This is a genomic window from Pseudomonas sp. AC242, assembly GCF_979258655.1.
In genome coordinates this window covers 2053159-2066586 of the sequence record NZ_OZ409873.1, presented here as the reverse complement: position 1 = coordinate 2066586, position 13428 = coordinate 2053159, and the positions used below count along the sequence as shown (strand labels likewise).

General features: G+C 61.3%; 12 protein-coding genes. 6 read left to right on the top strand and 6 right to left on the bottom strand.

What is annotated here, in order from left to right; translation table 11 throughout:
• Positions 1–204: 204 nt before the first annotated feature.
• Genes ACZZ0A_RS09475 through ACZZ0A_RS09450 form a run of 6 tightly spaced genes read left to right on the top strand, consistent with a single transcriptional unit; the run spans position 205 to position 5630 of the window.
• Complete coding sequence (locus tag ACZZ0A_RS09475; RefSeq protein WP_007912541.1) at positions 205–1056, top strand: STAS domain-containing protein; 852 nt, start codon at positions 205–207, stop codon at positions 1054–1056.
• A gap of 2 nt (positions 1057–1058) precedes the next feature.
• Complete coding sequence (locus tag ACZZ0A_RS09470; RefSeq protein ID WP_007912539.1) at positions 1059–1421, top strand: STAS domain-containing protein; 363 nt, start codon at positions 1059–1061, stop codon at positions 1419–1421.
• On the top strand, positions 1418–1822 hold the full coding sequence (locus tag ACZZ0A_RS09465; RefSeq protein WP_007912537.1) for an anti-sigma regulatory factor: 405 nt from the start codon (positions 1418–1420) through the stop codon (positions 1820–1822). Before ACZZ0A_RS09470 ends, ACZZ0A_RS09465 begins: the two co-directional genes overlap by 4 nt.
• The gene (locus ACZZ0A_RS09460; protein ID WP_414915233.1) at positions 1819–2829 is read left to right on the top strand and encodes an ATP-binding protein; all 1011 of its coding nucleotides are present in this window, start codon (positions 1819–1821) and stop codon (positions 2827–2829) included. Before ACZZ0A_RS09465 ends, ACZZ0A_RS09460 begins: the two co-directional genes overlap by 4 nt.
• The gene (locus tag ACZZ0A_RS09455; protein ID WP_273914909.1) at positions 2822–3697 is read left to right on the top strand and encodes a sensor histidine kinase; all 876 of its coding nucleotides are present in this window, start codon (positions 2822–2824) and stop codon (positions 3695–3697) included. The genes ACZZ0A_RS09460 and ACZZ0A_RS09455 overlap by 8 nt, the downstream gene beginning before the upstream one ends.
• Positions 3687–5630, top strand: a complete 1944-nt coding sequence (locus ACZZ0A_RS09450; RefSeq protein ID WP_463542937.1) for a response regulator — start codon at positions 3687–3689, stop codon at positions 5628–5630. Before ACZZ0A_RS09455 ends, ACZZ0A_RS09450 begins: the two co-directional genes overlap by 11 nt.
• Positions 5631–5852: 222 nt before the next feature.
• Here ACZZ0A_RS09450 and ACZZ0A_RS09445 read toward each other — a convergent pair whose 3' ends face one another.
• From ACZZ0A_RS09445 to ACZZ0A_RS09420, 6 genes are all read right to left on the bottom strand, one after another.
• Positions 5853–8483: an excinuclease ABC subunit UvrA gene (locus tag ACZZ0A_RS09445; protein WP_414915792.1), complete on the bottom strand. Its 2631-nt coding sequence runs from the start codon at positions 8481–8483 to the stop codon at positions 5853–5855.
• 31 nt (positions 8484–8514) lie between these two features.
• Positions 8515–10626: an ATP-binding protein gene (locus ACZZ0A_RS09440; protein WP_463542936.1), complete on the bottom strand. Its 2112-nt coding sequence runs from the start codon at positions 10624–10626 to the stop codon at positions 8515–8517.
• 134 nt (positions 10627–10760) lie between these two features.
• A complete protein-coding gene (locus tag ACZZ0A_RS09435; RefSeq protein WP_007912527.1) occupies positions 10761–11450 on the bottom strand; it encodes a GntR family transcriptional regulator in 690 nt (229 codons plus the stop codon).
• 231 nt (positions 11451–11681) lie between these two features.
• Positions 11682–12341, bottom strand: a complete 660-nt coding sequence (locus tag ACZZ0A_RS09430) for a DUF799 domain-containing protein (RefSeq protein WP_007912525.1) — start codon at positions 12339–12341, stop codon at positions 11682–11684.
• Entirely contained in the window at positions 12338–12709 is a 372-nt protein-coding gene (locus ACZZ0A_RS09425) for a DUF4810 domain-containing protein (protein ID WP_463542935.1), read from the bottom strand. The genes ACZZ0A_RS09430 and ACZZ0A_RS09425 overlap by 4 nt, the downstream gene beginning before the upstream one ends.
• Before the next feature lie 29 nt (positions 12710–12738).
• On the bottom strand, positions 12739–13425 hold the full coding sequence (locus ACZZ0A_RS09420) for a CsgG/HfaB family protein (protein ID WP_161986630.1): 687 nt from the start codon (positions 13423–13425) through the stop codon (positions 12739–12741).
• Positions 13426–13428: the final 3 nt, after the last annotated feature.

Sequence of the window (13428 nt, the reverse complement as noted above, 5' to 3'; positions counted from 1 at the left end):
TCAAAGATTCGAAGCCTGCCCCACGCCAACGTTCAAAACTTCGCCGCGCCCGGCCACGCCGACTAGAGTTACCGGGACGTTCCTTGCGCCAGATCAAAAAATATACGTGCGTGAACGAACAACTATTTCGAACGGCAAATGTCGATCACTTCGCGGCGATCATTTTCACGACCGCCCCCTAATTCGCGACGGAGCAACAGGCACATGGCAGCACTGCAGAACAGCACACTCGATGCGATGAAAAACAAACAAGCACAACTGCTGGGCGAATGGATCAACGGCCTGCAAGCCAGCGGCGCCACGCGTAACCTGAAAGAGCACGATCTGCAGCAACAGACCACGGAATTCCTGCAACTGGTGGTCAGTGGCATCGAGAACGACAACGGCACCAACATCGCCGCACCCGGTTGGGAGACCACCCGCCAGTTTCTCGAAAAGCTCTCCCACAGCCGCGCACTGCTCGGCCAGGATTCGCAGCAGACCGCCAGTTTCATCTTCGCCCTCAAAGGCCCGCTGTTTAACCTCCTGCAGAACCATTACAAAGACCAGCCTGCGCTGCTCGCCGAACAGCTCTGGGAAGTCTCGGAACTGCTCGACGCGTTCGGCATGCACACCATCCGCACCTTCCAGAAATCCCGCGAGGCGGTGATCAAGCGTCAGCAGGAAGAACTGCTGGAGCTGTCGACCCCGGTGGTCAAGCTGTGGGACGGCGTGCTGGCGCTGCCGATGATCGGCACCCTCGATTCGCAGCGCACGCAAGTGGTGATGGAGTCGCTGCTGCAACGCATCGTCGACACCGGTTCGGAAATCGCCATCATCGACATCACCGGCGTGCCGACCGTCGACACCCTGGTCGCGCAACACCTGCTGAAAACCGTGACCGCAATCCGCCTGATGGGCGCCGACTGCATTATCAGTGGTGTGCGTCCGCAAATTGCGCAAACCATCGTCCACCTCGGTCTCGACCTGCAAGGCGTGGTGACCAAGGCCAATCTGGCCGACGCGTTGAAACTGGCCCTGACCCGTCTGGGTGTCAGCCTCGTCAAGACGGTATAAACATGGAACGTATCCCGATTCTCCAGATGGGCAAGTTCCTGCTGGTGACCATTCAGGTCGACATGCATGACCAGCTCGCCCTCACCTTGCAGGACGACTTGTCCGAGCGCATCAGCAAGACCTCGGCGCGCGGGGTGTTGATCGACATCTCGGCGCTGGACATGGTCGACTCGTTCATTGGCCGGATGATCAGCACGATCTCCGGCCTGTCGAAAATCATGGACGCCGAAACCATGCTGGTCGGCATGCAGCCGGCCGTGGCGATCACCCTGGTCGAACTCGGCCTGACCCTGCCCGGTGTCAGCACGGCATTGAACGTCGAGCGCGGAATGAAGCTGCTGCAGGAACGAGTAGATCGGCAATGACCGTACGCAGCAGCGGTACTCAACCCATCCACATCGAGCAGGATGTCGTGCTCGCGCGCCAGACCGCACGCAAACTGGCCACCGAATGCGGGATGCGCCTGATCGACCTGACGAAAATGGTCACGGCGGTCAGCGAACTGGCGCGTAACACCATGGTTTACGGTGGCGGCGGCGACATGGACTGGCAGATCCTCGATGAAGATCACAAGGTCGGTCTGCGCCTGACCTTCCGCGACGAAGGCCCGGGCATTGCCGACATCAAACTGGCGATGACCGACGGCTGGACCTCCGGCAGCGGCATGGGCCTGGGTCTGACCGGGGCGAAACGCCTGGTTGAAGAGTTCGAACTGGAAACAGAGCCCGGCAAGGGCACACGAATAACGATTACCCGATGGACATGAATATCAGCGGGTCGATGACCCAGGTTTTACTGATCGAGGACAGCAGCCAGATCGGCTACGCACGGCGTACGGCGCAACAACTGGCCGAACAGCATGGCTTCGACGAGCGCGATGCCGGGCGTGTGGCATTGGTGGCGACGGAGCTGGCGAGTAACGTGCTCAAGCACGCCAACCACGGTGAGATGCACCTGCGGGTGCTGCCGCGCATTGATGGTTTCGGCATTGAGTTGCTCGCTATCGACCGTGCTCAGGGGTTTGATTTGCAGGCCTGTATGCCCGACGGCTTCTCCACCGGAGGCACCCAAGGCATTGGCCTCGGCTCGATATCACGCCAGGCTGAAGTGTTTGATGTGTACGCGGATGCCCGTGGCGCGGTGTTACTGGCCCGGTTTTATCCTCGCTCGGATCGCGAACCGGACATGCATTTTGGAGTCAGCCAGCACTCGCTGCACAACGATCCCGCCTGCGGCGATGTCTGGCACCTGGCGTATGACAACGGCAGCGTCAGCGCGCTGATCATCGACGGCCTCGGTCACGGTGAAGACGCCGAACGCGCCGGGCGGGCCGGAGCGCAAACCTTCGCTCTGATGCCTTTCGCCGAGCCAGTGATGCTGATGGAAGACATGCACCGCGACATGATCGGTACTCGCGGCGGCGCTGTCGCGTTTGCCCAATTCGATGCACGGCGCGACAGCCTGACCTTCGCCGGCGTCGGCAACATCGGCGCCAGCCTGATCAACGCCGACAAGTCCCGCGGCCTCGCTTCGCACCCGGGCATTGTCGGCGTGCAATACCGGAAAGCCCGGCCCTTTGACTATGCTCACGTGAACGGACATCTATTGATCATGTACAGCGACGGCTTGCAGTCCCGTTGGAATCTTCAAGACTACCCCGGTCTGGTGCACCGCCATCCCGCCGTGATAGCCGCCGTCCTGCACCGCGATTTCTGTCGCGGGCGCGACGATGTAACGGTACTGGTCGTTGCCCTGGAGGCCGCCCATGGCTGAGTCGCCGATTCTGAGCAGTGCCGAGCAGGCTGCGCTGATTGCGCAGTTGCAGAGCGAAACCGCGGCGCTGCGCGAAGAACTCGATGAAACCAATCAGGGTGTGCTGGCCCTGTACGCCGAACTCGACATACAGGCTGAGGAATTGCGCCAGGCCTCGGACTTGAAAAGCCGTTTCCTGTCGTACATGAGCCATGAGTTCCGCACGCCACTGGGTTCGATCCTGAGCATCAACAGCCTGCTCGCCGACGAACTCGACGGCCCGCTCAGTCCCGAGCAACACAAGCAGGTAGCGTTCGTCAGCACGGCTGCGCGCGAACTCAGCGACATGGTCGATGACCTGCTCGATCTGGCAAAGATCGAGGCCGGACGCATCAGCATTTCCCCGGCGTGGTTCGACATGTTCGACCTGTTCTCCGCCCTGCGCGGGATGTTCCGGCCGATTGTCGATGCTACTGCGGTCGATTTGATCTTCGAAGAACCAGTCGGTTTGCCGCGCCTGTATACCGACGACAAGAAGCTCGCACAGATCCTGCGCAACTTCATTTCCAACTCGCTGAAGTTCACCACCCGTGGCGAAGTGCGGGTTTCCGCGCGTCTCGAAGGGGCGGACAAGGTGCGATTTGCGGTCAGCGACACCGGAATCGGTATCGCTGCCGAGCTGCATGGCGCATTGTTCGAGGACTTTTCCCAGGTCGACTCGCCGCTGCAGAAACGTCTGCGCGGCACCGGGCTGGGCCTGTCGCTGTGTAAACGCTTCGCCGCCCTGCTCGGCGGTGAAGTCGGGCTGGAAAGCACGCCGGGGGTCGGCTCGACCTTCTTCGTGATCATTCCACTGGCGATCGCTCTGGAGAACGTCGATGAAACGTGACATCCGCCTGTTGATCGTCGACGACAACGTCGCCACCCGCTACGCCCTGCGCCGGCGCCTGGAGCGCCACGGCTACGAGGTGCTGGAGGCCGGCACCGGCGGCGAGGGGCTGGCGCTGATCGACAGCGAAGCACTCGACGCGTTGATTCTCGACGTCAATCTGCCGGACATGAGCGGCTTCGACATCGTGCGCAAACTGCGCGCAGATACCCGCACGGCGCTGCTACCCGTTATTCATGTGTCAGCTGCGTCGATCCAGACCGGCGACATCATCACCGGCCTCGACGCCGGTGCCGATGCCTACCTGATTCACCCGGTTGACCCGGATGTGCTGCTGGCCACCCTGCGCACGTTGCTGCGAGTACGCGACACGGAAAATGCCCTGCGCGAAAGTGAAGCGCGGTTTCGCGAGATTTTCGTCAACGTCTCCGCACCGATCGCGGTGCTCGATGCCAGCCTCAAGGTGCACGAATGCAACCATGCCTTCACACAACTGATTCTCGACAATCGGGATCCGCAGGCCCTGCGTGAATGCTTCGCCGAAGATCAGAGCGCCATCCTCAATGAGCTGCGCCTGCGTCTGGTCGATGGCGAGCGCTGGAAAGGCACGCTGAACATGCGTGTGCAGGGCGAGATCCGCGAGACCGAGTGGCAGATTTCGCCGTACCGCACGCCCGAACTGAGCCTGGTCTTCGTTGAGGACGTTACCGAACACCGCCATCGCGAGCGCTCGCATCTGGCGCGCCTGGACGACACCACCACGCAACTGGCCAAGGAAGTCGCCGAGCGCGTGCGTGCCGAGGCGCAGTTGCTGCAAGTGCAGAAAATGGACGCACTGGGCAAACTCACCGGCGGTATCGCCCACGACTTCAACAACCTGCTGACCGGGATCATCACCAGCCTCGAGCTGATCCAGAAACGTGTTGCCGATCAACGTCTGGACAAAGTGCAGTTTTATAGTGAAGCGGCGCTGAATTCGGCGATGAGTGCTGCGTCGCTCACCCATCGTCTGCTGGCCTTCGCCCGTCAGCAGCCGCTGGATACACGGCCGGTGGACATCAACGAGCAAGTCCGTTCGCTGGAAGAATTGCTGATGCGCACCATCGGTGAGCGGATCACCCTCAAGCTAGAGCTGACCAGCAAACCGGCCATCGCGCTGGTTGACCCGGTGCAGCTTGAAAGCGCGGTGTTGAATCTGGTGATCAACGCCCGGGATGCCCTGCCGGTGGGCGGCAATATCTGGGTCAATACTTACGCCGCGTACTCCCACGGCGATCCGAATCTGGCCGATGGCGCTTACGTGGCGCTGTCGGTGCGTGATGACGGTACGGGCATCGAGCACAATGTCATCGACAAGGTCTTCGATCCGTTTTTCACCACCAAACCGTTGGGCCAGGGTACGGGGCTGGGGTTGTCGACGATCTATGGTTTTGCCCGTCAGTCGGGCGGCGATGCGCACATCCGCAGCGTCGCGCGGCGCGGCACCGAAGTGACGATCATGTTGCCGGCCAGCACCGACCCGACGGGGGCCGATATCCCTGCTCCCGTGGTCGATCCGCAAGGCAGCGGTGAGCATGTGCTGATTGTCGAGGATATGCCGTCGGTGCGCATGTTTGTCACTGAAGTGCTGGAGGACGCCGGTTATCGCTGCACCCAGGCGGCGGATATCGAAACGGCGCTGGAGCGGTTGCAGAATGATCCGTCGATCAACCTGTTATTGACCGACGTCGGCCTGCCGCGCATGAGCGGTCGTGAATTAGCGGATGTTGCGCGCGGTTGGCGTGAGGGATTGCCGATTCTGTTCATGACCGGGTATGCGGAGACAGCGATCAATCGTCAGGTGTTTCTGGGCAGTGGCATGGACATGCTGGTCAAGCCGTTTCAGATCAGTGAACTGCTCGACAAGGTCCGCCGCACCCTTGATGGTGCCTGACTGCAGCACCCACAGGAACTGATGTCGAACACAGATCCACTGTAGGAGTGAGCCTGCTCGCGATGGCGTCAGGTCAGCCAATTCATCTGTGGCTGACCTGACGCCATCGCGAGCAGGCTCACTCCTACAGGGGTCTTGTGGTGGACCCATACTTCGAATTCACCGCAAAAAACTGTGGGAGCTGGCTTGCCAGCGATGAGGCCAGTGGCAGCACCGCATCTATTAATTCAGGGCCCGAGCCAGAAACGGCGCCGTCCGGCTCTTCTTGCTCGCCGCAACCTTCTGCGGCGTGCCCGCCACGACAATCCTGCCGCCCTGATCCCCCGCCCCCGGCCCGATGTCGATCACCCAGTCACTCTGCGCCACCACGCGCATTTCGTGCTCGACCACGATCACCGTGTGCCCCGCCGTCACCAGCGTATCCAGTTGCTCCAGCAGCCGATCGACATCGCGCGGATGCAACCCGGTGGTCGGTTCATCCAGCACATACAAGGTCGCGCCGCGCTGATTACGCTGCAACTCGGTAGCCAGTTTGATCCGCTGCGCTTCACCGCCAGACAGCTCCGTGGCCGGTTGCCCGAGGCGCAGATAACCCAGGCCAATATCGCGCAGCACTTCCAGTGAACGACGAATCCCCGCTTGCTCGGAAAACACTGACACCGCTTCCTCGACGGTCAATTGCAGCACCTGGGCGATGCTCAAACCCTCCCAGAGAATCGCCAGGGTCTGCGGGTTGTACCGCGCGCCATGGCAGGTTGGGCACGGCGCATAAACGCTGGGCATGAACAACAACTCGACACTGACAAAGCCTTCGCCTTCGCACGTGGCGCAACGACCCTTGGCGACGTTGAAGGAAAACTGCCCGGCGTCATAACCCGCCGCCCGTGCAGCGTCGGTCGCGGCGTAGAGCTTGCGTACGTTGTCGAACAACCCGGTGTAAGTCGCCAGATTGGAACGTGGCGTACGGCCGATGGGTTTCTGGTCGACCTGCACCAGTCGCTTGATCGACTCCAGCCCGGACGTGACCTGACCGCTGCTGACCTGCGGGGCGTCGTCTTCGAGGCTGAGTTCTTCCGGCTCGCTGTCCACCGTCGGCCGCCCCAACTGCGCGCCGACCAGTTCCAGCAAGGCCTGACTGACCAGGCTCGACTTGCCGGAGCCGGAGACGCCCGTCACCGAGGTAAAGCAGCCCAAGGGAAATTCGGCACTGAGGTTGTTCAGATTATTGCGGGTGATGCCCTCAAGTTTCAGCCACGCCGTCGGTTTACGTGCCGTTCTTGTCTGACGTTGCGATTCGGCAAACAGATAAGCACGAGTCTGCGATTGCTCGATCTCGGCCAGACCGGCGGGCGGGCCGCTGTACAGCACCTGCCCACCCTGCTCGCCCGCTGCCGGGCCGACATCGATCAGCCAGTCGGCGCGGCGCATGGTTTCCAGGTCATGCTCGACCACAAACAGCGTGTTGCCGTCCGCCTTCAAGCGCTGCAAGGCTTCGAACAACGCTTCGCCATCGGCTGGATGCAAACCGGCGGAAGGTTCGTCGAGCACATAAATCACACCAAACAACTGCGAGCCCAATTGTGTCGCCAGGCGCAAGCGCTGCAACTCACCCGACGACAGCGTTGGCGTACTGCGCTCCAGCGCCAGATAACCGAGGCCCAGATCGGTCAGCGTGCTGACGCGCTCCAGCAGATCCTCGGCAATACGCTGCGCCGCCAGACGTTTCTCCAGCGACAGATTTGGCGTGTGGCGCACATCGGGCGCGCTGCCGTGCCCGCTGGCGCCATGGGCCACGCGTTGCTGACGGGCCTCGCGGGTTTGCGCGTGACTCAAGGTCTCGCCGGTTTCTTCGGCATGTTCCAGATAACTGGCCGCCGCCACCGGCCGTAATACCTCGGCCACTTGCAATAACGGCATCTGCGACAATTCGCCAATGTCGTACCCGGCAAACGTCACCGACAACGCTTCACGTTTCAGGCGTTTGCCGTCGCATAACGGACAAGGGCTGCCGAGCATGAACTGTGAAACACGCTTTTTCATCAGCGCACTTTGCGAATGGGTAAACGTGTGCAGGATATAGCGTCGGGCGCCGGTGAAGGTGCCTTGATAACTCGGCTCCATCTTGCGTTTGAGGGCGACCCGGGTTTCTTCCGGGGTCAGCCCGGCGTACACCGGCACGGTCGGGGTTTCTTCGGTGAAGAGAATCCAGTCGCGCTGTTTTTTCGGCAGCTTCTTCCACGGGATGTCGACGTCGATGCCCATGGTCACGAGGATGTCGCGCAGATTCTGCCCCTGCCACGCCAGCGGCCAGGACGCCACCGCGCGCTGGCGGATGGTCAGGTTCGGATCGGGCACCATCAGCGCCTCAGTGACTTCATAGACGCGGCCGAGGCCATGGCACTGCGGGCAGGCGCCTTGCGGGGTGTTCGGCGAAAAATCCTCGGCGTACAACATCGGCTGCCCCGGCGGATAACTGCCGGCGCGCGAATAGAGCATGCGGATCAGGCTCGACAACGTGGTCACGCTGCCCACCGACGAGCGCGTGCTCGGTGTGCCGCGTTGCTGTTGCAGGGCCACGGCCGGCGGCAGGCCTTCAATCGAGTCGACATCCGGTACGCCAACCTGATCGATCAGCCGTCGCGCGTACGGCGCCACCGATTCGAAGTAACGGCGCTGGGCTTCGGCATACAAAGTCGAGAACGCCAACGACGACTTGCCCGAACCGGACACCCCGGTAAACACCACCAGTGCATCGCGGGGGATGTCGACGTCGATGTTTTTCAGGTTGTGTTCACGGGCGCCGCGCACCCGGACCATGCCGGTGGGCGCTTTGGAGGTGCGTTTGGAAGTCATCGACCTGCCTTGGTAAAGGAATGTTCAACGCTCAGCTACCGAGCACCACCCGAATCATCTGCAACATGGCTTCCGGGCTATACGGTTTGCCAAGCAAGTGCGTGTCGGGGCTTAACTGGTGATTGCGCGAAATGATGTCGCGGGTGTGCCCGGAGGTGAACAGCACCGCCACCGGCGGCGTCTGCACCTTGGCCCAGGCGAACAGGTCGGAGCTTTTGATCAGCCCCGGCATGACCACGTCGGTGAAGATCAGGTCGACTTCGGTACCTTCCAGCAGCATTTGCATGGCCGCATCGCCGTGGCCGGCGGTCAACACGCGGTAACCCTCCTCGCGCAACAACTCGACCGCCGAGGCGCGCACCGCGTCGTTGTCTTCGACCACCAGAATCGTCTCGTGGCCGCCACTCTGCTGCCGTTGCAGATTGGGTGACTCATCAAGGATCGGTCGCAAGCTGCGCGGAAAATACAATTGCACCCGCGTGCCCTCGCCGACGGCACTGGCAATGTCGACATGCCCGCCACTCTGCTTGACGAAGCCGAACACCATGCTCAGGCCCAGCCCGGTGCCCTGGCCATCGGCCTTGGTGGTGAAAAACGGTTCAAACACCTGCTCGAGAATGTCTGGCGCAATGCCGGCGCCGCTGTCACTGACGGCGACCCGGACAAACTCGCCGGGGACGATGCCTTTACCGGCGCAGAACTCGCGATCGAGGCGCACGTTGGCAGCGCTGAGCGCAATGGTGCCCTCGCCCTTCATCGCATCGCGAGCGTTGATCGCCAGATTGAGAATGGCGTTTTCCAGCTGGTTGCGGTCGACGTTGATATGCCACGGTTGCTGCGGCAGCTGCACATCGATCTGAATGGTTTCGCCCAGCGCTCGCTGCAGCAATTCGCCGACACCTTCGAAGATCTGTCGCGGGTTACATACTGCCGGCGACAACGGCTGACGCCGGGCAAACGCGAGCAATTGCGAGGACAGCTTGGCACCGCGCTCGACCGCCGCCAGCGAGGCACTGACCCGGCGTTGCACGTTGGCATTGTTCGGTTCGTGGCGCGCGAGCAGATGCAGATTACCGGCGATCACTTGCAGCAGATTATTGAAGTCATGGGCCACGCCGCCGGTGAGACCGCCAATGGCTTCAAGCTTCTGCGACTGGCGCAACTGCTCTTCAGCCGCCAGCCGCGCCTCGACCTCTTCGCCGACGCGCTGTTCAAGGTTGCGGGTAAATTTGAGCAGGGATTCTTCGGCGATCTTGCGTTCGTGGATGTCGATCAACACGCCGGGAAAGCGTAACGGCGCGCCGTGTTCGCCGAACTCACAGGCGCCACTGGCCAGCACCCAGGAATAACTGCCGTCACTGCGCCGCACGCGATACTCGGCGTTATACGGTTCACCGGTCTGCACGGAATGGGCGACGCGCTCTTGTACCCAGGCGTGGTCATCGGGGTGAATGCGCGACTCGGCAACGTCCTGGGCCAGATTGCTCAGGTCCTGATCCGGTGGATAGGAGAACGTGCGGGCGAATCGTTCGTCTGCCGACAGCGTGTTGTTTTTCACGTCCCAGACAAACGAGCCAAGCAAGGCCCCGGCATTCAGCGCCAGACGAACCCGCTCATTGTCGGCGCGGTAGGCTTGTTCCGCCGCCTGACGCCGGCGTTCGGAGTGCACGAACTCGGTGGTTTCCACCACCATCGCCATGACCCCGGCCGGCTTGCCGTCATCATTGGCCACCGGGCTGTAATACAGATCCATCCAGACGTCTTCGGGGACGCCATCGCGCAACAACACCAGCTCTTTATTGCGAAACGACAAGGTGCCACCGGCCAGGCAGGTATCGACCACGTGCCGGTTGAAATCGGCGACTTCCGGCCAGCCCAGTTCTACCGGCGAACCGAGCAGATAGGGGTGGCGACCACCGGCAAACTTCGAATAGGCATCGTTGTAGATCATGTATCCGGCATAGCCCCAGAGCATGACCATCGGCAGTGGCGACGCCAGCATCAGTTGCACCGCACTGCACAGGCTGGCCGGCCAGCTGTTCAACGGGCCGAGTTCGGTGTGGCTCCAGTCGAACGCACTGATGCGCCCGGCCATTTCGCCTTTCCAGCCCTCACAACCATGGCTATCGGATAAAAACTGCATCGACTGACTCAGTGTCCTGTGGTGATTGCCCGATAAATCGCGACGCCATAACGACGCAACGCCCGTCTGTTTCGAGCGTCATCAGTTGTATTGGTTTCATATGAGGTATAGCCGATTTCATCCTCGCCCGAAGCCTAAACCCCGATCAGGTGTTTGAGCGGATGGTAGCCAGTTTTCATTTTGGCGGCGACGTCGAGAATGGCCTTCTCGATGCCGTTGAGATGCGTGCAGGTCAATTCGATGGCAGCGCTCTGATTACCGGCCTCGATGTATTCGATCAGACGCAGGTGCTCGTCGTCGCGGCAGACTTCATGGCTGTCGTCGTCCAGCGCCGCAGCATACAACGAGGCACGGGAAATCAACTTCTGGAACCAGTCGAGCAGCACCGGATTATTCAGGCTGCGCGCCAGTTTGATGTGGAACTCGCCGAGCAGATGAATCAGCCGCTCGTGGTCACCAGCGGCGTGCGCTTCGTCTTCCAGCAGCAGGTGTTCACGCAGGTCCTGCATCGCGGCGGTGTCCTTGCGCCGGCACAGTTCAGTGACGATGCCGATTTCGATAAGGCGGCGGGTTTCGAACAGCGAACGGATCTCTTCGTTGCTCGGCAGCGACACCGATGCCCCTTTATTGGGCTCAGTGGTGACCAGTCCGTCGGCCTCCAATTGCTTCAATGCGGCGCGCACCGACGTGCGGCTGACATTGAATAACTCGGCCAGCGAGGCCTCGCCCAGCTTCATCCCAGGGCGCAACGAACGCTTGCTGATCGCCTCGTAAACCCCTTGGTAGACGCGGTCGACCGTGGTTTCCGGTTTCTTTTCGGTCATTTGGGCACTCCTTTAACGTCGAGCAACTGAGTGTCACGCAGGATATAGCCTTCGGCGTCGAGATGCAGGGTCTTGATTGCACGTTGATTGCGGATCCCCCATGGGGGCGGCGTCGCTCTATCTATCTGCTCGTTGCAAGCAGGACACATGTGTTGGGAGGGGGGCGGTGAGCAGGCTCACTCCTGCGTTTGATCGTTCCCACGCAGAGCGTGGGAACGATCAGTACCGGCTTCAGTCAGTGCCGTACTTCGGCGAACGCGGGCCGTACAGCAGGCCTGCCCGGTGTCCGGCCGAGAGCAGACGATTGCTCGCCACACCGGCAATCGGGTAGCCGGCATCGGTGGAGCTGTTGATGATTTGCTTCACTGCCGCCGAGATCAGCATGCCGACGATACCGCCGGCATTGCTATTGCCGCCCTCTTCGCTCGACGCCCGGGCCGAACCGGTCCACAGCGTCGTGCCGCTTTTCAGGTCGACCAGTTTCGCCGTCGCGGTCACTGCCGTTTCGCTGCTGATCACCATGTAACGCGTACCGTATTCGGTCACGGTGATGTACAGCGCAGCGTCCGCACCGAAGATCTCCTTCAGTTTGCTCGGCGGGGCCTGATGGATGTCGTCCGGGGTGGTCAGACCGTTCTGGCGGAACGTCTCGTCAACCAGCGCGATCGGCAGCACGTAATAACCGGCTTCGGCCAGCGGGAAGGTCACCTGCGACAACAGGCTGTACGACGCCTTCACATCCGGCGAAGTGTTCAGCGGAGGCAGCACCAGAATGGTTTTCGGCCGCGCCTGTTTGTAGGCCGAGTAATCCACGGTCTTGGGCGCAACGCAGCCACCCAGCACGGTCAGGGCCAGACCGGCGGCCAGCAGTTTCAAGGTGCGCGCGATCATTTCGCGTCTCCGCTCTTGGCGTTTTTGAGCAGGAAATCCATGTACGTCCCGGATTCGGGGAACAGGGTTTTCTCGGTTTTGAACTGCTGCACCATCTGGTCGTCCTTGCCCATGCTCAGATAGAGCAGGCCAAGGTGCGCGTGGTAACCCGGCGGTACGGCCTTGCCGGTGGAGCGGATTTTCTGCAGGTCACGTTCCAGCGCTTCGGCCTGGGCTTCTTTCGGCTCTTCGCCTTTGAAGTATTCGTAGACCTGGGGCTCGTAACCTTCCCACTGGTACAGGGTTTGCGGGCCGGAGGCACAGCCGGCCAGCAAGGCACTGGCGGCCAGGGTCAACGCCATCAACGCGCGCGACAAATTCAGAGTCATGGGGTGTTGCTCCTTGCAATGGGCGTCGATCAGTTGCCCGGTTTCCAGGCACCGGCGTTCATGCCATCGACCAGACGATTGATCGCCTCGCGCATGGCCAGATCCAGTACTTTGCCGTTGAGGGTGGAGTCGTAGGCAGCGGTGCCGCCGAAGCCGATGATTTCGCGGTTGGACAAGGCGTACTCGCCAGCGCCCTGAGTCGAATAGACCACTTCGGAAGTGCTGATGTTGACGATGTTCAGGTTGACCTTGGCGTAGGCCACTTGAGTCTTGCCACGACCAAGAATGCCGAACAACTGGTGATCGCCAGTCTCTTTGCGGCCGAACTCGGTGACGTCACCGGTGACCACGTAATCAGCGCCTTTCAAGCGTTGGGCCTGACCCTTGATCGCGGCTTCCTGCTGGATTTCACCCATGTTGTCGCGATCCAGCACGCTGAAGCGGTTGGTCTGCTGCAAGTGGGTGATGAGGATGGTCTTGGCCTGACCGCCGAGACGGTCAACGCCGTCGGAGAAGATCCCGCGCATGTAGCTGGAACGGTTGTCGAACTTGCCCACGGCCATTGGCACACGAACGCCGGTCCAGACTTGAGTGGCGCTTTCAACCTTGGCCACCGGCAGCGCGCGGGAGCTTTCGGTGGCGCAACCGGCGAGTGTGCCGGCAATCGTGCCGAGCACAGCAATCGCGACGCCTGAAACCAGCATCCGGGAGATCATTCT

Coding starts and splice junctions, on each gene's coding strand:
- ACZZ0A_RS09475 (WP_007912541.1), top strand. CDS start 205: ATGGCAGCACTGCAGAACAGCACACTCGATGCGATGAAAAACAAACAA.
- ACZZ0A_RS09470 (WP_007912539.1), top strand. CDS start 1,059: ATGGAACGTATCCCGATTCTCCAGATGGGCAAGTTCCTGCTGGTGACC.
- ACZZ0A_RS09465 (WP_007912537.1), top strand. CDS start 1,418: ATGACCGTACGCAGCAGCGGTACTCAACCCATCCACATCGAGCAGGAT.
- ACZZ0A_RS09460 (WP_414915233.1), top strand. CDS start 1,819: ATGAATATCAGCGGGTCGATGACCCAGGTTTTACTGATCGAGGACAGC.
- ACZZ0A_RS09455 (WP_273914909.1), top strand. CDS start 2,822: ATGGCTGAGTCGCCGATTCTGAGCAGTGCCGAGCAGGCTGCGCTGATT.
- ACZZ0A_RS09450 (WP_463542937.1), top strand. CDS start 3,687: ATGAAACGTGACATCCGCCTGTTGATCGTCGACGACAACGTCGCCACC.
- ACZZ0A_RS09445 (WP_414915792.1), bottom strand. CDS start 8,483: ATGACTTCCAAACGCACCTCCAAAGCGCCCACCGGCATGGTCCGGGTG.
- ACZZ0A_RS09440 (WP_463542936.1), bottom strand. CDS start 10,626: ATGCAGTTTTTATCCGATAGCCATGGTTGTGAGGGCTGGAAAGGCGAA.
- ACZZ0A_RS09435 (WP_007912527.1), bottom strand. CDS start 11,450: ATGACCGAAAAGAAACCGGAAACCACGGTCGACCGCGTCTACCAAGGG.
- ACZZ0A_RS09430 (WP_007912525.1), bottom strand. CDS start 12,341: ATGATCGCGCGCACCTTGAAACTGCTGGCCGCCGGTCTGGCCCTGACC.
- ACZZ0A_RS09425 (WP_463542935.1), bottom strand. CDS start 12,709: ATGACTCTGAATTTGTCGCGCGCGTTGATGGCGTTGACCCTGGCCGCC.
- ACZZ0A_RS09420 (WP_161986630.1), bottom strand. CDS start 13,425: ATGATCTCCCGGATGCTGGTTTCAGGCGTCGCGATTGCTGTGCTCGGC.